Genomic DNA, 18,091 nt, shown 5'->3' with positions numbered 1-18,091 from the left:
AAATACAGGCCATACTGGTGAAAAACCATAAAGGGAGCTGAATGCATGAAACATCCATTCATATGGATCATCTTCAGCTTGGTCCTGATCGCGGGTTGTGCCGATCAGGAGGAAAAACAGCAGGAAGAACATGCATCAGTAGAAAAACCAAGCGTTGAATATGAAGTCGTAGCCGATGCGCTCTCCATTCCCTGGTCCATCGACCAAGACGGAGAGACGCTATATGTAACCGAGAGGACAGGTTCCATTGTAGAAGTACAGGACGGGAAGAAAGTGAAAAAGGACGTTTCCCTGGAAAAGCCGTTATCGGACAACCCGGAAGCTGGCCTGTTGGGTTTTGTCCTTCATCCGGACTTCTCTCAAAACCAGCAAGCGTATGCCTATTACACCTATGACGATGAAGGCTCCCCCTATAACAGGGTCGTCCTTCTTCAAAGACAGGACGGATCCTGGATAGAGAAGAGCGTCCTTTTGGACCGGATTCCGAGCGGCCAGTTCCATCACGGAGGACGCCTTAAAATCGGACCCGATGAGAAGCTTTACATCACCACAGGGGATGCCACAAATGATGAGAAGGCTCAGGATCCCGAATACCTTGGCGGAAAGATCCTGAGGATGAACCTTGACGGAAGCATCCCGGGCGACAATCCTTCCGATAGCTATCTATACAGTTACGGACACCGAAATCCTCAGGGTCTTGCATGGGATGGGGAGACCCTCTATGCAACGGAGCATGGCCCGAAAGGTTATGATGAAGTCAATCAGATTGAAAAAGGGGCCAACTACGGCTGGCCAGAGGTAACGGGTGACGAAGAAAAGAAAGGCACCATTCCTCCTCTTGTTCATTCAGGAGAACCATCCTGGGCCCCATCAGGAGCCGATTTCAGTAAAGGGAAACTGCTGTTTGCAACCCTCGCAGGACAGAGCATCAAGCAGTTCGACCCGGTCACCAAAGAGGTCACCGACCTGCTGGATGGATTCGGCCGCATCCGGGATGTCCATATAGATGGGGAAACCCTCTACTTCACAACGAATAACACGGACGGAAGGGGCATCCCGCGCGAGCAGGATGACAAACTGTATAAAGTGGACCTTACCGCCATTGAAGGAAAGCAATAGATGAAGAGGCCGTTCGGGTCTCTTTTTTTGTATCAAAAAAAGGGCAGAGCCTGCGCTCAACCCTTCTTCTCCACCCTGAGCAGCAGCACGCTTCCGATCAGAAGCAGCACAGCCATCCATGCATGGAACTGACTCAACCAAAGACCGATCCCCACCATGCCGATCCCGATGGCGACCATATTGGATACATACGATATCACATTCATGAGCCTCCTTACTGCCTGTCTTCTTTGGAGAAAGTCTGGGACAGGGCCTGAATGGCCTGCTCCAACTGCTCGAGCTTCTTCTCCAATTTAACAAGCAGGAAAAGGGTGACGGCGATCGGAAATCCGAAGTTACCGAGCAATTGGACGAACACAGAATAATCCATGATCACTCCTCCTTATAAGAAAGCGGGCTGAGAGCCCGCCTTGGATTTACAGATTTAGTGCTTTGGCAATGCCAAGACCGATGGCATTTGATAATCCCTGAATGAACGATGCACTTTTTAACAGGTTCGTGTCATTCACGCTGTCAATGAATAGATTTTCGAGGAGGATCGCCGGCATGGACGTTCCACGCAGTACGGCGAAGTTAGCTTCTTTTTTGCCACGATCACGAAGGCCATATTGGGAATAAAATTTCATGATCTCGGCATGGACGACATCCTGCCTGCGACCGGTTTCTGTATTTCTGGTGCCGGTATAGACGAAGCTTTCGAACCCTGTTCCACCACCTGCATTATGGTGAAGGGAAACAAAATAGGAAGCGCCGAGCCCATTCGCAAAAGCGGAACGCTGGGATAATTCAATAAAAACGTCCGTGGAGCGGGTCATGCGGACATCGGCACCGTAATTGGATTCGAGGTAGGCTTTCACTTTCAGTCCGATGGTTAAGGCAAGATTCTTTTCCTGAAGACCGTTTCCGACAGCTCCTGGATCAGAGCCGCCATGTCCCGGATCTAGTACGATGATTGGCATAATAGCATTCCTCCTGTTTTTTATATTGATTTAAGCCCAGTAGTAGGTTTGGGCGCCGTATGAGTATTCCGCGCGGCTGTCGACGTGCAGGAACGTATTGTATTTGATGATTCCGCTGAATCCGCATGTTTTTGCCACTTCCGCCACCTGAGAAGGGGTTTTTCCGGAAGGGTTGATATCCGCTGCGATCCCGTAGGTGTGCTGTGAGTTCGACGCTCCGCCGACACTGCGGTTATGACTGATGCTGCGGAAGCCTGAGTTGATGGTGACAGGAGGGTTCCCGAGCTTTTTGCGAAGTGCTTCCAGCTTGTACATAAGGCGGCGGATATTCTCCCTGACCTGAGTGGATCCGACGTTCCCTCCATTGAAGGTGCTTCCGTCCTTGGAATAAAATTCAGAGAAGTTGAAGTGAGCAGTCGATCCGTCACTTGCTTCCAGTGCGTTCAATTGAGTATGGCTCTGAGGACCGGCAACGCCGTCTGCTGTAAGGCCATAAGCGCTTTGGAATCGCTTGACGGCTGCTGCAGTCCCTGCACCGAATACTCCATCAACGGTCACATGGGTCTTTGCCGGTGATGCGGCTGCCCAGCCTGCCACCCGGATTTGCAATTCTCGAACATCGTTACCTGAGTCACCTTGCTTCATTGTCCTTGTCCAGTTCATGTAACATCTCTCCCTATGATATGAATGGTAAGAGACAAACCAAAGGGATGCGGCACGGCGATCGAAGTCATCCCAACCTCATCGCGGCCGTTTCGTTTGCCTTACACTTACTAAAGAAAAAGAAGGGAGTGAAACTACAACCCCCCTTGAAAAATCACTGCATCAGGGCATAAAAAAACCGGCTGAATTCAGCCGGCTGATTTGTTTGATCACTTCAGATCAAACAGTCCTGGAATGCGATCCATCGAATATTCCCTCACATAGTGGATGATCTTGATCTTAAGCTCCTGCTCGAGGTCATCACGGTTTTCGGCACGGGTCATGTAGAGGGATTTCTTGATCTTCGGTTCGAATGTCGTAATCACCTGTGTTTCATATTCTCCGTTAGCCTGTGCTTCTTTTACCATTTCATAAAGTGCGCCCATTGCATCTACTCCTTCTTCTGTAATAGGGTACGTAATGCATTCAATGCCTTTCGATGGCTCTTGGATATGGCCTGCTGGGATACCCCCATGCTCCTCGCAATTTCGGTATCGCTCCATTCCAGGACGTAAGCAAGGTCAAGGATCCTTTGTTGTCTCTCAGTAAGGGTCCTGTAGCCTGCCAGAAGATCATCGTCCTCCAGACATTCTGCCAGTGTCGAGAAATTCATGAACGGCGACAGGCTGTCCGATTGATCCGGAACAAGATCAATGAACGCCTGCCCGTCCCCCTGATCAGCTTTCTTGTCGAGAGTGAGTGGGTGCCTCTCGGAATACGTCCGATGCTTCTTATCAAAATTCACACTATGGAAATAAAGGGAAGAACTCACATAGGCCGTAAAACGGATATCAAAATAATGGGACTTGAATGCTTCGTTCAATTCGTGTTCCCGTTCGGCGTTCGGCTCCTTTAGGAACTGTTCGATCAATGATCTGTTTTCCTGCTTGCTGATAAACGTATCGACCGCTTTGTTATGCTTCAGATGGGGATAATGCTCGTAAAACCGGGTCATCAATGTGTCCATTTTTTTCACCACCATTAGAACGTATGTTCGGTTTTGTAGTAAAAAAAAGAGAGAGAAATCTCGCCTTTTACTATATAAAGAATAAAATCGTTATAAAAAAACAACCTGTCATCCACTATTCATACCAATGTACTACTAATTAAACCATATTAAGGCATCAGCTAAAAGTGAGGATGGCACTAATTTCATTTCTTTTCCCGGGAAGAAGGCTTTTTCACTTGGAAAGTAGAAGGTTACTAGACAGTCCTTTGAAAGGGAGTGCTTGCATGAAAACGCGCTTGATCCTCTCTGGTGTCATGAGTCTGGCCGTCATCCTCAGCGGGTGCGGTACAGATGGATCATCTAAAGAAAAGCCGAAGAACGATGCGGAAGAAACCGTCGTTCCCGAGGCAGAAAAGGGTGTTGAACATTTGGATATCATAGCCAACGATGAACAGATCATCAAAACGCTGAAAGAATCAGGTAAGATACCTGAGAACGCCACGAAAGAAGACATTGAGAAAGCACTGCAGGACTATATAAAAGATAAAAACGCTGACACGCTGAAAAATGAAAAAGAAAAACAGAAATACATCGAGGAGCTTAAAGAAAAGATCAAAAACGAACAATGAGAGAAGCCGCCGAAGCAATCGGCGGCTTCCTTTTTTATCATCTCATGACGCTTCCACCTGAGATCTTCATGGACTCGCCTACCACATTGAAGGCGGCGTCGCTCAGCAGGAAAAGGATGACGTTCGCCACCTCGCGGGGAGAAGTCAGCCGGTTGGATGGAATTCCAGACTTTGCGACTTCCAGCTGCTCTTCATATGTGCGGTTTTCCCGTTTGCCTTTTGAGGCGATGGCTTTTTGTCCCATCTCGGTGTCGACATAGCCAGGACACACCGCATTGACCCTCACGCCGTGCTCGATGGCTTCATGGGCGAATGCCTGGGTGAAGCCAGTGACAGCGAATTTGGAGGCGCTGTAGGCGCTGTTTCCATGTGTTCCCCGTAAGCCGGAAAGGGACGATAGATTGACGATGGATCCTTCTCCATGTTCCTTCATACCTCGATACACGTCCTGGGTGATAGAGACGAGGGAAAAGTAGTTAAGCTCCATGATGGTGCGCATGTCTTCATCGGAGAGTTTCTCAACAAGGTCGCCGCCCCCGATGCCGGCAGAGTTGACCAGTCCAGTAATGGGACCGAACGCTTCAATTGCATGGGAGATGAGCTGCTTCCGGTCGTCCTGTTTGGTCAGGTCTGCGGGGAAGACGTGGAGATTATGGGGGGACTGGACGGATTCTTTGAGTTTGGCAAGTTTGTCTTCGTTCCGCCCGGTTACGGTGACGTTCGCTCCTGCCTCTATGGCGGCGATGGCCGTTTCGTGACCGATGCCTCCTGTGGCACCGGTTATGAGGATGTGCTGGTTTTGCAGTGCTTGGTTGTGAAAGATGGTCATGTTTTTTCCTCCTTGTGTTTTAGGGTTACCCTGTCGGGGAGGGGTGGAAACCATTTTGGGCAGTCTGGTGGGTGGAAGGGTTCGTTCCGTTCCGCTGCGGTCGTTCGCTTTCCTGCGCCTGCAGGGTCTACCCCTGCCCGCTATTCCCATAGGAGTCGGGTGGCCTCCGCTGCACTACACTGTGCAGTTTTGCATGAGTGATAGCTTCAAAGATCGGGGGTTAAAGAACCCACCCCGTTTTTACATTTGGCAAGGGGTGGGGAAGGGGCGGTTCGGTTTGTACCTTCTCTTAGATGCTCATTAGCTTCTTTTTTAGGATAATGAAAAGCCTGGCTCTAATCTTCTCATTTTCAAAAAAATCCTTCTGACTCTTAACACCGTTATATATGGTTTGAGTCACTACAGTTAGTGTTTTTCCTTGTGTTCATAGTTTGCACAAATAACCAATTTTGTTGCGGTTAACCTATTGTTAAAAGGGGAATTGGAAATAATACGGTTGATGGAAAATGAGTAGGGAGGTAAGCGGATGAAAGTGTTAAGTAGTTTGATGGTGGTCATTATTATGACCTTATCATTTTCAGTGGATAATGTTCTGGTGGATGGAAGTAGCTTCGAGGAGCTTCAAAAGAAGTACCCCAATGCGGTTGAAAAACTAGAGGAACATACTACTGAACCAGTGGATTTCTCGGAAATTCAGAAGAAGTATCCAAACGCTTTTCACGAGTTAACAGAAGGGGATGAAAAGGACACAGAGGGACTTAAACAAAAAGTGGAGGAAGACATGAAGAGACATCCAGAACTAGTCCAGTTTGCAGTGCCGGTCGATGAGGCGGATGAACCTGGATGATGTCAGGATCATCTCCCTCTCTGAATAGGTAGGGAGTGGAGGCCATTGCTACACTGCACTGTGTGCTTTTCAAGGCGTTATAACTATCGTTCATGGGATAGATAAAATCATTAGATTGTGATTGGAAATAGAGGAAGTTGCGATGGTTTATCAGACTATCGCACAAATGAATATGCATATGAATTTTACACAATATCGTAATTTGTAAGAGTGGCAACTAGCCTATAGAAATGGAATCCCACCTTGTTTAAAACTACAGAGTGGATTGTAGCGGAAGGTGCTTGACTCCAGCGGAAAGGAACGCCCCTTATACACACGGATAAATCCAGTTTTACTGACAAAGCGGAAGGTACTTAACTCGAAAAGGAACGGTCTCCATCTCAAGGAATCTCTCCTCAAAAAGAACGCAAACAACCCCCAAGACCGCTGAAATCCCGGACTTGGGGGTTGTGTATTATCACGTAATAACGTTATTCAACAGAGTCTTTTTCCCACTGATAGCTCCAGAATCGCTCGTTGGTTACCCAGCGAAGGGCCTCAGGATCATTTTGCTCGATGCCTTTGTCCAAATCTTTCAGCATCCAGGCGGTTTGGGAGATATGGGCTCTCATCGTGTTGAGCTTTTGCTCCTTCACAGCAGAAATATCGACTGTGATATCCGGTTGGCCGAGTTCCTTTTCGCATCCATTCGAGAAAGCCAGGCAGTGAAGCTTCGGACGGGAAGCTTTTGGCAAACGGCGTACGGCCCTGATGACAGCGCGGGCGGTTGCCTCGTGGTCTGGATGGACGGAATAGCCAGGGTAGAATGTGATGATCAGGGAAGGGTCGAGCTCTTCGATCAGTTCCGTCACCATATTCGCGAGCTTTTCATCATTTTCGAACTCGACAGTCTTATCGCGGTAACCCATCATGCGAAGGTCTTGAATTCCCATGACCTCAGCTGCTTTTTGCAGTTCCTTCTTACGAATGAGAGGGAGGGATTCCCGTGTGGCGAATGGTGGATTCCCCAAATTACGGCCCATTTCACCAAGGGTCAGGCATGCATATGTGACAGGGGTTCCGTTATTGACATGAGATGAGATCGTTCCGGATACACCGAACGCTTCGTCGTCGGGATGGGGAAAGATTACGAGTAATTGTCTTTCTTTTTCCATTTTGAAATCTCCTTTATCAAAAAATCGTTCTACTTGAATGGGGTAGGGCTGATTTCGAGGGCAACGGCCAGTTTTCCATCAGCTCCGTGTCCGGCCATCAGCAGCCTGCCTTCATCATCTTGTTCATAATGGGTCAAGCCTTCAGCATAGATCCAGCCGATTTCAAGCTTCAATCCGACACGGAAGGGACCGTCTCCGACGATCTTTCCATGCTCATAATTGACCTTGGCGTTTCGGATGTAGGCGCCTGCGGAGAAGAAGTTCTCGTTGAAATGAGATGCGTACGCACCGTTGGTCGTTTCTAAATGTATATAAATATCTTGACGTGCGAACTGATTGATCAGTCCTTGCACATCCGCTAATTGAATGGGCTTCATATCATATCCTCCTCATAATGAAAAAACCATTATGTACTATCTTACTAAATTTAGTGTCCGAAAGCGAAAACTCTGTTTGAGAATCCGCATATGCGGATTTTAGTATTCCCATCCGGCATCTTCTGCATCCGTATGCCGGGCCAAAGGATCAAAAAAGAGACCGTCCTGATGCTGTGCTCAGCTTCAGGACGGTCTCTTGAGAAAGGCTTATTTATCAAATCGATTGTAAGCGCCATGCATGACAGGCCCTACATACTCGTTCAACTTGAATCCGTGCTTGATGGCAGCTGTTACGAATGTTTTTGCATTTGTCACAGCTTCTTTTACATCCTGTCCATTGGCAAGATTTGCAGTGATGGCAGCAGCGAATGTGCATCCTGCTCCATGGTTGTATGTGGTATCCACTTTATCTTCTTCCAGGATGGTGAAGTCCGTTCCATCATAGAAGAGATCGAGGGCTTTTGTGTGTTCAAGCTGCTTTCCGCCTTTGATGACTACGTTCTTCGCTCCGAGGTCATGGATTTTCTTTGCGGCTTCCTTCATGCCTTCAATGGTTTTGATTGGACCAGTCTGAGCAAGCTGTCCAGCTTCGAAAAGGTTGGGAGTCACCACCGTGGCGCGCTGAAGGAGGTGCTCTCTCATAGCGTCGGTTGTTTCCGGGTGAAGAACTTCATCTTCCCCTTTACATACCATCACCGGATCGATGACGACTTTATTTAAGCCGTATTGATCGATTTTTTTTGCGGCAAGCTCGATGACTTCCACCGTACCCAGCATCCCGGTTTTCATCGCATCGATCCCGACAGAAAGGACGGTCTCAAGCTGAGCTTCAAGGGTGCTTACAGGAAGGGGGTGTACGTTGTGGTGCCAATGATCGGCAGGGTCCATCGTTACGACGGTGGTAAGGGCGGTCATGCCATAAACGCCGTGCTCCTGGAAGGTTTTCAGGTCCGCCTGGATGCCTGCGCCCCCACTTGTATCAGAACCAGCAATGGTTAGTGTTTTTTTCAATGTCATCGTTGAACTCCTCCTAAATAGTGCGGGTGTAAATGTAAAAGTCTGACTAAAGAATAAACTAACACATAGGGAATATCAAATTGTTTATTCTCATGACATACAAAAGAAGACACCGGCGGCTTGGTGGCCGGTGTCTTCTCCAAATTGTGTTTTAAAGGACGCCCTGGTTGTGATCGATTCCGTGTTTGGAAGCGACAATGACTAATTTCCCCTTGTCGAGTTCTTCCTCATACGTATCAGCTTCTGCCTGATTGAGTCCGACTGCTTTCATCTTGGAGCGCAGCTCATCACCGCGTTTTTGGAAAAGGTTCCCGATTGCGTCGAATACCCCTTGTTCCTTGAGTCCGACCGATTCCGTATCGGTCCCCTCGGTGATATGCTGGGAACGATTCTTATCATGTGCAAATACGAAGATATCGTCCTTTGTATATCCCTGGCTTGTCAGCATTTCGATTTCTTTCTTTGCTTCGACTACGTTTTCTACCGTGTGTACTTTATACATGAATGAATACCCTCCAATAAAAAATTGTGATTTCTTATGAGTACTGTTCCCGCTGTACATAGAGTTAAACGTCAGGGGTGCAGTCCGTAGAAATGAAACCCTCTGGCAGGGAGTAGTGGATTTACAGGTGTTCCGCGATGAAGCTATAGTAGAAGAGCAGATAACCAACTAGAGAGAGTGGAAAGGAGTCTGGCATGATTTTTCAAAATGACTGGGCGGATTTGTTAGATGATGAGTTGAATAAGGACTATTACCGGTCCCTGAGGGAGTGGCTGAAGAAAGAATATGACGAGCATACGGTATACCCGCCCATGTTCGATATCTTCAATGCATTCCACTACACCTCATATGACGACGTCAAGGTGGTCCTGCTCGGCCAAGATCCCTATCATGGACCGAATCAAGCAGAGGGACTGAGCTTTTCCGTGAAGAAAGGGGTAAAGATTCCCCCGTCCCTGCGGAATATGTACAAGGAACTTGAAAGCGACATCGGCTGCCCTGTGCCGGAACATGGTTCGTTGGTAAAATGGGCAAAAGATGGTGTCCTCCTTTTGAATACGGTATTGACGGTGAGGGACGGGGAAGCTCACTCCCACCGGAACAATGGATGGGAACGTCTGACGGATCATGTGATCAAAATGTTGAATGATCGGGATAAGCCGATCGTATTCATCTTGTGGGGAAAACCTGCTCAGGCAAAAGAAAAATTGATCGATCAATCCGTCCATTTCATCATTAAATCTCCGCATCCGAGTCCGCTGTCAGCACATCGAGGCTTTTTTGGGAGCAAACCATATTCCAGAACGAATCAGTTTTTGAAAGAACATCATATCCCGGAGATCGATTGGTGCATCGACTAGCTTGTTTCACGTGAAACATCCAGTGAGGAGAAGGGTTCCTTACAATTCTGTGAACGTTTAGAAAAGGAAGTGGAGGAATGAAGTCAAAGGCGACGCAAGTAAACTGTTTTCAATGCGCCTATTTTTATACAACCTGGGAACCGGCGCATCCGCGTGGCTGCAGGGGATACGGCTTCAAAACGAAGTCGATGCCCTCGGCTGTTGTCCACCAATCCTCAGGACATCCCTGCTTGAAATTCGTTGAGAAAACGAAGGGTCCGACCAGTTGCTAATTTCATCACGAACAATTAGGATTATGGAGTAGGTAAACGAATTCATGAGGATGTTGAAAGGAGTACGACAACATGAATATCCCTCATCAGTCTTTAATCAAGAAGATGGAGATGGAGATCGGGAAGGCAAGGAATGCTGAAAAGGCCAGCCAGATCCGGGAACACATTTATTCCATCAAGGCGATGTGCGAATTGCTCCTCGAAGAGCAGGCGGGAGAAGCACCTGCGGTTTTCCAACAGTCAGCCGTTCAATATATCCCGCAGCCGGAACCGATATCCAAGCCGGTTTCCCTCCAGAAGGAAGAGCCGCTGGAAACGGATGATGGTGCGAATGGTTCATCCCTTTTTGATTTCTAATAAAAGCTTCAAATAAAGAAAGGACGAAGAGCAATGAAGACATTCATCATCATCGGAGCGATAAATGCTTTCCTATCCGTGGCACTTGGCGCGTTCGGTGCTCATGCCCTAGAAGGAAAGATTTCCGCCAAATATATTGAGACCTGGAATACAGGTGTTCAATATCAGATGTTCCATGCTATCGGGATCCTGATCATTGGGGTCATGCTTGGAAACCTTGCACCAAGCTCTCTCTTATCATGGTCAGGCTGGTTGATGCTGATCGGAACGATTCTTTTCTCAGGAAGCCTGTATGTATTGAGTCTGTCAGGAATCAAGGTGCTGGGGGCCATCACACCGCTTGGAGGTGTCAGCTTCCTTGCTGCCTGGGTGCTCCTGATCATTTTTGCCACGAAAAATTTATAATGATAATATGGAAAGCCGCCATCCACGGAGGATGACGGCTTTTTCATTATCTTCGAGGTGAATATCCTTGAGCATATGGATATTCATACTCGATTTCTTCATCAAACGTGATGTAATCCAAGTAGATCATCGGGATAAGATAGCGCATGCCTGTCTGTGGATCGGTGAGTATGAGATGATCCCGCCCAGCAGCTTCAATGATTCCTTTGAAGACTTTCGCATTCCATTCTTTATTATTCTCAAACGTGGTATATACCGTGGCGACTTTCCCTTTGTTCAACCTGAGAATGTTCTCGATGTACGATTCTTCCATCGGAAGCATACCGGGAACGTTCTGTGACGATGGTGCCGGGGCGTTTGTCGGGGAAGGGATGTAATTCCCCCCTGATTGCGGCATATTGAAGTTCTGTCCCTGACTCTGACTCTGCTGGCCTCCATACTGACTATACGGATTATACTGGTTGTATCCTTGCCCATAGTTAGGATAATTAGACAACGCGTTGACCTCCCTTTATTCTCCAGATGCCCATCAATCAGCACCTTGATTCCTATACTTTGTGGACCGTTTTAGAATTTACGGTACCTGACTGTCTCACTAATTCACTGTATGAGGAGGAAAAGGGGATTATTCATGTAAATCCTCTATTGATTGGAGAAAGGAGCTTTTTACATAAGAAAACGCGTCCCGGAAAAGGTTCCGGGACGCGTTTGGTTTAGTTCACATGCAGGAATGTTTCGATCTTTTCTTCAGGAAGAAGGTTCCCGACATAGAAAGCACCGAATTCCCCGTAACGTGCACTGACTTCGTCAAAACGCATTTCGTAAACAAGCTTTTTGAACTGAAGGACATCATCTGCAAACAGCGTGACGCCCCATTCGTAGTCATCGAAACCGACAGAGCCCGTGATGATCTGCTTCACTTTGCCGGCATATTGACGGCCGATCATCCCGTGGCTCCTCATCATATCGCGACGGTCTTCCATCGGGAGCATATACCAGTTATCGTTTCCTTGGCGGCGCTTGTCCATCGGATAGAAGCAGACGTGATTCGCCTTCGGTAGGATCGGGTATAGTCGCTCTTTCACATAAGGATTTTCATAAGGATCGCCTTCTGAAGGCATATAGTTACCCAATTCGACTACTGAGACATATGAGAATGTCGGAACGGTGAACTCAGCGATCTTCAACTTGTTGAACTCGTTCTCAAGCTCGTTCAGTTCTTCCATGGTAGGACGCAGGATCATCAGCATGAAATCAGCCTTCTGTCCGACGATCGAATAGAGGGCATGGCTGCCTTCCTTCGCATCCTGTGTGCTGTTCAACTTATCTAAAAAGCGGTGGAATTCCGCAATGGCTTCCGTACGATCTTCGCTGGAGAGCATCTTCCATGTCGTCCAATCGATTGCCCGGAAATCATGAAGGGAATACCAACCATCCAATGTTTGTGCCGGTTCTGCCAACTTGATCACTCCTTTAATCAATATCCATCCATTACTATATCATAGTTTCACCAATGAAAGCGCATACCCATACTTGAATGTCGTAAAAATGGCACAATCAGGGATAAAGGGAAACACGAGGGAACAGACTATATGAGTATTCATAGAGATTCCGGGTAAAGGAAGAGCGCATCGTTTTTTGAAAACAAAGAATTTTATAGTGGAAGCGATACCAAATCGAGTTTCCCTTGAATTCCTCTATGAGAAGAGTATTCTAAGATTGGATATGTATAAATCAAGGAGGTTCCTCTATTGAGTAATTTATTTGCGACATTGACAGATAAAGTAAAAGGTAAAGAGTTGAAGATCGTTTTCCCTGAAGGCACTGACGAGCGCATCCTTACTGCCGCTTCCCGCCTTGCTGCAGACGGCATCCTGACGCCGATCGTGATCGGAAACAAAGAGCAGGTCGAAGCGAAGGCACATGAACAGAATGTAAAACTCGCAGGCTGCGAAATCATTGATCCTGCAACGTTTGCAGGCATGGATGATTTGGTGAAATCATTCGTTGAACGCCGCAAAGGCAAAGCGACGGAAGAGGACGCGAAAAAGATCCTTCTTGATGGAAACTACTTCGGAACCATGCTTGTATATACTGGACAAGCTCATGGTCTTGTAAGCGGAGCGGCTCATTCAACAGCAGACACTGTGCGCCCTGCCCTTCAGATCATCAAAACAAAAGAAGGCGTGCGTAAAACGTCAGGCGTCTTCATCATGGTACGTGAAGAAGAGAAATATGTATTTGCAGATTGCGCGATCAATATTTCCCCTGACAGCCAAGATCTTGCTGAAATTGCCATTGAAAGTGCAAAAACAGCGGAAATGTTCGATATCGATCCCCGTGTTGCCATGTTGAGCTTCTCAACAAAAGGATCTGCTAAATCACCTGAAACAGAAAAAGTGGTTGACGCCGTAACCATTGCAAAAGAAAAAGCACCTTCCATCACAGTGGACGGAGAATTCCAATTCGATGCAGCGTTCGTTCCATCCGTTGCAGAGAAAAAGGCTCCAGGTGCAGACATCCAAGGAAATGCCAACGTCTTCGTATTCCCAAGCCTTGAAGCAGGGAATATCGGATACAAAATTGCTCAACGCCTTGGTAATTTCGAAGCGGTTGGACCGATCCTTCAAGGATTGAACGCGCCGGTGAACGACCTTTCACGCGGTTGTAATGAAGAAGACGTGTACAAGCTTGCCCTCATCACGGCAGCTCAAGCACTGTAAGAGCTTTAGACCGGTTCCCACGGTGGGAACCGGTCTTTTTTGCTTTATGGGCGCTATGCTATAATGGACAAATCGAAGATATACGAAGGAGAAACATGATGGAGAAAGATAAAGTATATGAGCTCCTCCGCCAAGACCGGTGGAGGGTGATTGATCAATCGAGCCTCGGACCGGTCTTCGGTGCCCTGCAGTCGTTCGCGATGGATGATACGCTATGCACCGTCACGGGATCAGGAGACTCCGACCCCACTGCCCGTTCGTGGGTCCACCACCAGACCGTGGTCCTCGGCATCCAGGACACCAAACTCCCATTTCTGGATGATGCCCTTGAAGTGCTTGAAGAAGCCGGGTATCACTACATTGTCCGGAACTCAGGAGGCCTTGCCGTCGTCCTGGATGAGGGGGTCCTCAACCTATCCCTCGTCTTCCCCGATTCGGAAAAGGGGATCGACATCAACAGGGGATATGATGCCATGTGGCTTCTCGTCAAAGAGATGTTCCCGGAAGTAAGCGGGCAGATCGAAGCGAAAGAAATCACCCGCTCCTACTGCCCCGGCGGCTATGACCTGAGTATCGACGACCGGAAGTTCGCCGGCATCTCCCAGCGCAGGATCCGAGGAGGCGTGGCGGTCCAGATCTACCTTTGCGTCAACGGAAGCGGCTCGGAACGTGCAGAGCTCATCCGCCGGTTCTACGAGGTGGGGCTGCAGGGTGAACCATCGAAATTCACCTTCCCTGATATCGACCCAAGCGTCATGGCGAGCCTTGCCGAACTCTTGGGGGTCGAGCTCACGGTCCAGGATGTGATGATGAGGTTCCTGACGTCCCTCCACTCATTCAGCGGGCAGCTTTACAATTCATCCCTCCAAGGGGAAGAATACGCCATGTATGAAGCATATTACGAGCGCGTCGTAGACAGGAATGCGAAGGTACTCGGAATGAAATAAGAGGGTGGACCCGATTGTTTGTCGGGGCCACCCTCTTTTATCAACCTTCTGCCACTTTTTCCAGGTTGCCGTTGCGGTCCATTTTAAAGCGCGGTGATTTTGCAGCTTCATCCTCATCAAACAGGACCAGCTTACGTGCCCGGTTCATGATCTGCATGAGGGTTTCATAATCCTCCTGCATGGTCACTGTGTTGTTCTCCAGCTCATTCACCTTTTTACCCAATGCCTCATTTTCTTTTCTGAGCTCATGGATCTCACCCTTTAAACGCTGATTCTCAATCTTGTATACATCGGAATTGGAAAGGGCGTACTGTTGCAGGAACGCAATGACCTTCTCGATGCTCATTTCGCCTTTAGAGGCAACGGGTACTGCTTCATGTACCGGTTGTTCCGGCTGTCCTGTTTCCTCTGACTGGGGCTTATGGATGAACTCATCAAGGGAGAAGGGAACATCATCCTCCGGCATTGATAGAGACATAGCATCCAGATCATCGAAGGAAGGTGCAGGCGGCTGATACAATAGCTTCTTCTTCCCACCTTGATCTTTCCCCAGAATTCGATGGCGCTGCTTTCTCTGTTTTTTTGCTAGTTGAAGAGCTTTCTCATACTGATGGCGCACCACTGCGTTCCAACGGAATCCGCATGCTGCCGACGTACGATTCAACTGATCTCCCACTTCTTCGAATGCATTTAGCTGAGTGCTGCCCTCACGCACGTGACGAAGGACGGTTTCTGCCAGTAAAAGATCATTTTCTTCAGTCCAGGCATCTTGTCTTGATTTAACTGTCATTTCCTCTCAACCCCCATATAGTAATATGTCGTTGATATCATCTTTGACAGCTCGCACCATTTTTATACGAATATGCTAAAAAAAATTCTGGTCTGCTAGTTTCGTTGCTTGGGTGAACCTCCCTTGCAAAACAAAGCCGAAAAGAGTATCGTATGGAACGGTGTTGGATCAAAGGTAGAAAAACCGTCTGAAAAGGACAAATCAATGCCAATTCCAGATGGCTAGGCCATCTGAATTTCAGACTTTGCACCGCCTACCTGCATAACTCTCAACACAGATCAGCACGGCCTGCTAAACCCATTGTGGAGAAGCCCGCGCACCGACTCAAATAACCCAAAACTTTCCTCACCAAGAAGGAAGTTTTATTGTTTATAAAGAAGAGCATATTGGTGTTCCATACTGATCACAGACAGCAGAAGACAAACAGGGTCAGACGGCTAATGTAAGTAAAAGAATGCGAGAAAGAATGAAATCAAACTTATAACCTAAAGTGACATGTTCATTTTGCAAAATAACGAAAAGTGTAGAAAGAGATCCTGAGTCCTACCAAAAAGTGAAATGAAGCGAAGGGGTCCGGACTCCTTCGGAAAAGAGGGATGACCGAGACCCCGCAGGCACGAGGAGCATTCCTGTTATAAAAGATTATGAGGATAAAGCGGGATTTTAGCGATGTGCATAAAAAAAGCTCCCTTGGTACGATAGAGAGTGTCATGCGCATGACCTCGAATTAAGTACCGAAGGGAGACTTCAACTATGGATTTTACACAAAATGAACGACTTAATCAAATTAATGAACAGACTTTAATCATCGGCATTGATATCGCCAAGCATAAACACGTCGCCAGGGCTATTGATGATCGAGGAATCGACTTATCGAAGCGTCTGGTTTTTCCGAATTCGTTAGAAGGCTTCCAATTGTTACTAGAGTGGGCTCGACAATTAAGTGCGGACACATCCCGTCCGAACTTGATGTTGGGGATGGAGCCCACGGGACATTATTGGATGAATCTAGCTTACTTCTTGAAATCACAGGGCGAGCGCCCTGTGGTGGTAAATCCGATGAAGGTTAAGAAATCAAAAGAACTGGATGATGACTCGCCTACCAAAAATGATACTAAGGATGCGAAGGTCATCGCCCAAGTCATGAGGGCAGGGCGGTATCATGAGCCTACCTTGCCAGAAGGCATCTATGCCGAGTTACGTGAAGGCGTGAAACTCTTTGACATCATTCAAGAAGATCTCTCTTCCATCAAAGCACAGATCCATAACCTTCTGGATCGGTATTTCCCTGAATTCATGACGGTGTTTAAGAAGTGGAATGGAAAAATGGCGATGGCAATTCTGAAGTTAGGCTATCTTCCAACAGATATTCGACAGAAGACAGAAGAGGAACTTCTATACGACGTAAAGGCATTAGGGACCAAAAATGTAGGGGTGGCGCGTATGCGCCACTTAAAGAAAGCAGCTGACTCCAGTGTTGGAATGACCGTAGGTCTCCGAATGGCTCGTGAAGAGCTTCGCTATCTCGTTGATCAGTATGAGTCCTTAAACGAACGTCTGGACAACCTGAAAGAAGAACTTGAAGAACTGGTTCTCACGGTTCCTGGAGCAGATCTTATGATGGCGATCAATGGCGTGGGAGCGATGACCATTGTTGGTTTCTTTGCCGAGATTGGTGACTTATCAAATTACAAAGATCCACGACAGATTATTAAATTAGCAGGACTGAATTTGATGATGAACCAATCCGGCACACATCGAGGGAAAACGACCATTACTAAGCGTGGGCGACGAAGGTTGCGTTCGATTCTGTATCAAGTCGCCCGCCCTTTAACTTTTCATAATGACGCCTTTAAAGCCCTTCATCAGTATTATAAACACCGTCGAACGAATCCTCTTAAAGGGAAACAGTCTTTTGTCGCATTAGGACGTAAACTGATTAAGGTCTTATTTGTAATAGGCACACGAAAGTGTGCGTTTAGTGAGGAACATATGCTTCGCGATATCCCTCATATGAGAGACGGGCAGGCAGCTTAACATATGAGGTTCAGCAATCAATATCTCTTGGTTTTTTAATGGTTTCTTAGGTGATCAAAAGAAGCACGGATAAGCCGGTCACTATTCCGAGCATTAGGGCATAGACCCACCCGAGGAGCATATCCGGCAACCACACATGGTCAGGTCGAACGAAGGAATTTACGCGCATAGACGCTGAGAGAAATGGGAGGGTCCACCGCCATGTCGTATGTGGAGATCCAATAGTGCGATCATAAGTTAGTACCTATTAATGGAAAAAAAGACGCCAAGTTTCTTCAAACGCTCAGTGTGTTTCCATATATGTTTAAATATGGATGGATCTGTTTACTTGTACTATGTCGCCTCTTTTGAACCCAAACGAAAACCTGAGAAAAACCGAGGAATAATAAGAACTACTGAATTTTCATGAGGGAGGCTCGGACACCCTCCCGAGAAAAGCCAGTCCCACAGCGGGATGAAACGCCCAATCCAGCACGACGATGAAGTAGAACCAAAAATGAGCTAGGCGGAAACGATGGCAAAAAGGGATCAAAATGTCACCAAAGAGTGAAATGAAGCGAAGGGATCCGGACTCCTTCGGAAAAGAGGGATGACCGAGACCCCGCAGGCACGACGA

At 47.5% G+C, this 18,091-nt stretch carries 24 protein-coding genes and 1 pseudogene; 10 read left to right on the top strand and 15 right to left on the bottom strand.

Going from position 1 to position 18,091, the window contains the following annotated elements; all coding sequences use genetic code 11:
* Positions 1 to 45 precede the first annotated feature (45 nt).
* Complete coding sequence (locus D5E69_RS21350) at positions 46 to 1,119, top strand: PQQ-dependent sugar dehydrogenase (protein WP_159130232.1); 1,074 nt, start codon at positions 46 to 48, stop codon at positions 1,117 to 1,119.
* Between the two features lie 56 nt (positions 1,120 to 1,175).
* On the opposite strand, the gene D5E69_RS21345 is transcribed toward D5E69_RS21350, so the two are convergent.
* The 7 genes and pseudogenes from D5E69_RS21345 to D5E69_RS21320 all read right to left on the bottom strand — a co-directional run bounded on the left by D5E69_RS21345 (position 1,176) and on the right by D5E69_RS21320 (position 3,747).
* The gene (locus tag D5E69_RS21345; RefSeq protein ID WP_156183323.1) at positions 1,176 to 1,325 is read right to left on the bottom strand and encodes a hypothetical protein; all 150 of its coding nucleotides are present in this window, start codon (positions 1,323 to 1,325) and stop codon (positions 1,176 to 1,178) included.
* Between the two features lie 8 nt (positions 1,326 to 1,333).
* Positions 1,334 to 1,489 (bottom strand): YvrJ family protein, encoded by a 156-nt coding sequence (locus D5E69_RS21340; protein ID WP_048004785.1) that lies wholly within the window; start codon positions 1,487 to 1,489, stop codon positions 1,334 to 1,336.
* Positions 1,490 to 1,535: 46 nt separating this feature from the next.
* The gene (locus D5E69_RS21335; protein ID WP_048004786.1) at positions 1,536 to 2,078 is read right to left on the bottom strand and encodes an N-acetylmuramoyl-L-alanine amidase family protein; all 543 of its coding nucleotides are present in this window, start codon (positions 2,076 to 2,078) and stop codon (positions 1,536 to 1,538) included.
* A gap of 30 nt (positions 2,079 to 2,108) precedes the next feature.
* Positions 2,109 to 2,525: a YcbK family protein gene (locus tag D5E69_RS21330; protein ID WP_373921157.1), complete on the bottom strand. Its 417-nt coding sequence runs from the start codon at positions 2,523 to 2,525 to the stop codon at positions 2,109 to 2,111.
* Positions 2,526 to 2,594: 69 nt separating this feature from the next.
* Positions 2,595 to 2,723: pseudogene (locus tag D5E69_RS24090) on the bottom strand (peptidoglycan-binding domain-containing protein); the annotation flags it as partial.
* A 227-nt stretch (positions 2,724 to 2,950) separates the two neighbouring features.
* Positions 2,951 to 3,166 carry a hypothetical protein gene (locus D5E69_RS21325; RefSeq protein WP_048004788.1) on the bottom strand — a complete coding sequence of 72 codons (216 nt, stop codon included), beginning with the start codon at positions 3,164 to 3,166 and terminating at the stop codon, positions 2,951 to 2,953.
* 5 nt (positions 3,167 to 3,171) lie between these two features.
* Positions 3,172 to 3,747: a sigma factor-like helix-turn-helix DNA-binding protein gene (locus tag D5E69_RS21320; protein ID WP_048004789.1), complete on the bottom strand. Its 576-nt coding sequence runs from the start codon at positions 3,745 to 3,747 to the stop codon at positions 3,172 to 3,174.
* 266 nt (positions 3,748 to 4,013) lie between these two features.
* On the opposite strand from D5E69_RS21320, the gene D5E69_RS21315 reads away from it, so the two are divergent.
* Positions 4,014 to 4,358 (top strand): hypothetical protein, encoded by a 345-nt coding sequence (locus D5E69_RS21315; RefSeq protein ID WP_048004790.1) that lies wholly within the window; start codon positions 4,014 to 4,016, stop codon positions 4,356 to 4,358.
* Positions 4,359 to 4,395: 37 nt separating this feature from the next.
* Here the strand turns inward: D5E69_RS21315 and D5E69_RS21310 are convergent, their stop codons facing one another.
* A complete protein-coding gene (locus D5E69_RS21310; RefSeq protein WP_148794478.1) occupies positions 4,396 to 5,187 on the bottom strand; it encodes an SDR family NAD(P)-dependent oxidoreductase in 792 nt (263 codons plus the stop codon).
* A gap of 526 nt (positions 5,188 to 5,713) precedes the next feature.
* Here D5E69_RS21310 and D5E69_RS21305 point away from each other — a divergent pair.
* On the top strand, positions 5,714 to 6,034 hold the full coding sequence (locus D5E69_RS21305; protein WP_159130231.1) for a hypothetical protein: 321 nt from the start codon (positions 5,714 to 5,716) through the stop codon (positions 6,032 to 6,034).
* A gap of 470 nt (positions 6,035 to 6,504) precedes the next feature.
* Here the strand turns inward: D5E69_RS21305 and bshB2 are convergent, their stop codons facing one another.
* The 4 genes from bshB2 to D5E69_RS21285 all read right to left on the bottom strand — a co-directional run bounded on the left by bshB2 (position 6,505) and on the right by D5E69_RS21285 (position 9,084).
* Positions 6,505 to 7,188 (bottom strand): bacillithiol biosynthesis deacetylase BshB2, encoded by a 684-nt coding sequence (bshB2, locus tag D5E69_RS21300; RefSeq protein ID WP_048004794.1) that lies wholly within the window; start codon positions 7,186 to 7,188, stop codon positions 6,505 to 6,507.
* A 29-nt stretch (positions 7,189 to 7,217) separates the two neighbouring features.
* Entirely contained in the window at positions 7,218 to 7,565 is a 348-nt protein-coding gene (locus D5E69_RS21295) for a YojF family protein (RefSeq protein WP_048004795.1), read from the bottom strand.
* Between the two features lie 207 nt (positions 7,566 to 7,772).
* Entirely contained in the window at positions 7,773 to 8,582 is an 810-nt protein-coding gene (pdxK, locus tag D5E69_RS21290; protein ID WP_148794484.1) for a pyridoxine/pyridoxal/pyridoxamine kinase, read from the bottom strand.
* Between the two features lie 151 nt (positions 8,583 to 8,733).
* Entirely contained in the window at positions 8,734 to 9,084 is a 351-nt protein-coding gene (locus D5E69_RS21285; protein ID WP_063191072.1) for a YflT domain-containing protein, read from the bottom strand.
* Positions 9,085 to 9,278: 194 nt separating this feature from the next.
* Between D5E69_RS21285 and D5E69_RS21280 the strand changes: the two genes are divergently transcribed.
* From D5E69_RS21280 to D5E69_RS21270, 4 genes are all read left to right on the top strand, one after another.
* The gene (locus D5E69_RS21280; protein WP_159130230.1) at positions 9,279 to 9,944 is read left to right on the top strand and encodes a uracil-DNA glycosylase; all 666 of its coding nucleotides are present in this window, start codon (positions 9,279 to 9,281) and stop codon (positions 9,942 to 9,944) included.
* 112 nt (positions 9,945 to 10,056) lie between these two features.
* Positions 10,057 to 10,188: a hypothetical protein gene (locus D5E69_RS23730; protein WP_372907019.1), complete on the top strand. Its 132-nt coding sequence runs from the start codon at positions 10,057 to 10,059 to the stop codon at positions 10,186 to 10,188.
* A 100-nt stretch (positions 10,189 to 10,288) separates the two neighbouring features.
* Complete coding sequence (locus D5E69_RS21275; RefSeq protein WP_048004799.1) at positions 10,289 to 10,573, top strand: YwdI family protein; 285 nt, start codon at positions 10,289 to 10,291, stop codon at positions 10,571 to 10,573.
* A gap of 33 nt (positions 10,574 to 10,606) precedes the next feature.
* Complete coding sequence (locus D5E69_RS21270; protein ID WP_048004800.1) at positions 10,607 to 10,978, top strand: DUF423 domain-containing protein; 372 nt, start codon at positions 10,607 to 10,609, stop codon at positions 10,976 to 10,978.
* Positions 10,979 to 11,024: 46 nt separating this feature from the next.
* Here the strand turns inward: D5E69_RS21270 and gerQ are convergent, their stop codons facing one another.
* Complete coding sequence (gene gerQ, locus D5E69_RS21265; protein ID WP_048004801.1) at positions 11,025 to 11,474, bottom strand: spore coat protein GerQ; 450 nt, start codon at positions 11,472 to 11,474, stop codon at positions 11,025 to 11,027.
* Between the two features lie 217 nt (positions 11,475 to 11,691).
* Positions 11,692 to 12,438 (bottom strand): hydrogen peroxide-dependent heme synthase, encoded by a 747-nt coding sequence (gene hemQ, locus D5E69_RS21260; RefSeq protein ID WP_048004802.1) that lies wholly within the window; start codon positions 12,436 to 12,438, stop codon positions 11,692 to 11,694.
* Positions 12,439 to 12,729: 291 nt separating this feature from the next.
* Here hemQ and pta point away from each other — a divergent pair, with 291 nt between their 5' ends.
* Together pta and lipL are read left to right on the top strand one after the other, a co-directional pair.
* A complete protein-coding gene (gene pta, locus D5E69_RS21255; protein ID WP_048004803.1) occupies positions 12,730 to 13,701 on the top strand; it encodes a phosphate acetyltransferase in 972 nt (323 codons plus the stop codon).
* Between the two features lie 95 nt (positions 13,702 to 13,796).
* Complete coding sequence (lipL, locus tag D5E69_RS21250) at positions 13,797 to 14,648, top strand: octanoyl-[GcvH]:protein N-octanoyltransferase (protein ID WP_414130893.1); 852 nt, start codon at positions 13,797 to 13,799, stop codon at positions 14,646 to 14,648.
* 40 nt (positions 14,649 to 14,688) lie between these two features.
* On the opposite strand, the gene D5E69_RS21245 is transcribed toward lipL, so the two are convergent.
* On the bottom strand, positions 14,689 to 15,438 hold the full coding sequence (locus D5E69_RS21245) for an RsfA family transcriptional regulator (protein WP_048004805.1): 750 nt from the start codon (positions 15,436 to 15,438) through the stop codon (positions 14,689 to 14,691).
* Between the two features lie 753 nt (positions 15,439 to 16,191).
* Between D5E69_RS21245 and D5E69_RS21240 the strand changes: the two genes are divergently transcribed.
* A complete protein-coding gene (locus D5E69_RS21240; RefSeq protein ID WP_048007797.1) occupies positions 16,192 to 17,475 on the top strand; it encodes an IS110 family RNA-guided transposase in 1,284 nt (427 codons plus the stop codon).
* The last annotated feature ends 616 nt before the right edge of the window (positions 17,476 to 18,091 follow it).

The sequence above is a fragment of the Rossellomorea marisflavi genome, assembly GCF_009806575.1.
GTDB lineage: Bacteria > Bacillota > Bacilli > Bacillales > Bacillaceae_B > Rossellomorea > Rossellomorea marisflavi_A.
This window is presented reverse-complemented; position numbering and strand designations above follow the sequence as displayed.

Bases quoted from the DNA above. Each gene is read 5' to 3' on its own strand.
- D5E69_RS21270 (WP_048004800.1), top strand. From the start codon at position 10,607: ATGAAGACATTCATCATCATCGGAGCGATAAATGCTTTCCTATCCGTG.
- D5E69_RS21350 (WP_159130232.1), top strand. From the start codon at position 46: ATGAAACATCCATTCATATGGATCATCTTCAGCTTGGTCCTGATCGCG.
- D5E69_RS21325 (WP_048004788.1), bottom strand. From the start codon at position 3,166: ATGGGCGCACTTTATGAAATGGTAAAAGAAGCACAGGCTAACGGAGAA.
- lipL (WP_414130893.1), top strand. From the start codon at position 13,797: ATGATGGAGAAAGATAAAGTATATGAGCTCCTCCGCCAAGACCGGTGG.
- D5E69_RS21310 (WP_148794478.1), bottom strand. From the start codon at position 5,187: ATGACCATCTTTCACAACCAAGCACTGCAAAACCAGCACATCCTCATA.
- D5E69_RS21340 (WP_048004785.1), bottom strand. From the start codon at position 1,489: ATGGATTATTCTGTGTTCGTCCAATTGCTCGGTAACTTCGGATTTCCG.
- D5E69_RS21240 (WP_048007797.1), top strand. From the start codon at position 16,192: ATGGATTTTACACAAAATGAACGACTTAATCAAATTAATGAACAGACT.
- D5E69_RS21275 (WP_048004799.1), top strand. From the start codon at position 10,289: ATGAATATCCCTCATCAGTCTTTAATCAAGAAGATGGAGATGGAGATC.
- D5E69_RS21345 (WP_156183323.1), bottom strand. From the start codon at position 1,325: ATGAATGTGATATCGTATGTATCCAATATGGTCGCCATCGGGATCGGC.
- D5E69_RS21295 (WP_048004795.1), bottom strand. From the start codon at position 7,565: ATGAAGCCCATTCAATTAGCGGATGTGCAAGGACTGATCAATCAGTTC.
- D5E69_RS21305 (WP_159130231.1), top strand. From the start codon at position 5,714: ATGAAAGTGTTAAGTAGTTTGATGGTGGTCATTATTATGACCTTATCA.
- D5E69_RS21320 (WP_048004789.1), bottom strand. From the start codon at position 3,747: ATGGACACATTGATGACCCGGTTTTACGAGCATTATCCCCATCTGAAG.
- D5E69_RS21335 (WP_048004786.1), bottom strand. From the start codon at position 2,078: ATGCCAATCATCGTACTAGATCCGGGACATGGCGGCTCTGATCCAGGA.
- D5E69_RS21285 (WP_063191072.1), bottom strand. From the start codon at position 9,084: ATGTATAAAGTACACACGGTAGAAAACGTAGTCGAAGCAAAGAAAGAA.
- D5E69_RS21315 (WP_048004790.1), top strand. From the start codon at position 4,014: ATGAAAACGCGCTTGATCCTCTCTGGTGTCATGAGTCTGGCCGTCATC.
- D5E69_RS21245 (WP_048004805.1), bottom strand. From the start codon at position 15,438: ATGACAGTTAAATCAAGACAAGATGCCTGGACTGAAGAAAATGATCTT.
- pdxK (WP_148794484.1), bottom strand. From the start codon at position 8,582: ATGACATTGAAAAAAACACTAACCATTGCTGGTTCTGATACAAGTGGG.
- bshB2 (WP_048004794.1), bottom strand. From the start codon at position 7,188: ATGGAAAAAGAAAGACAATTACTCGTAATCTTTCCCCATCCCGACGAC.
- D5E69_RS21280 (WP_159130230.1), top strand. From the start codon at position 9,279: ATGATTTTTCAAAATGACTGGGCGGATTTGTTAGATGATGAGTTGAAT.
- D5E69_RS23730 (WP_372907019.1), top strand. From the start codon at position 10,057: ATGCGCCTATTTTTATACAACCTGGGAACCGGCGCATCCGCGTGGCTG.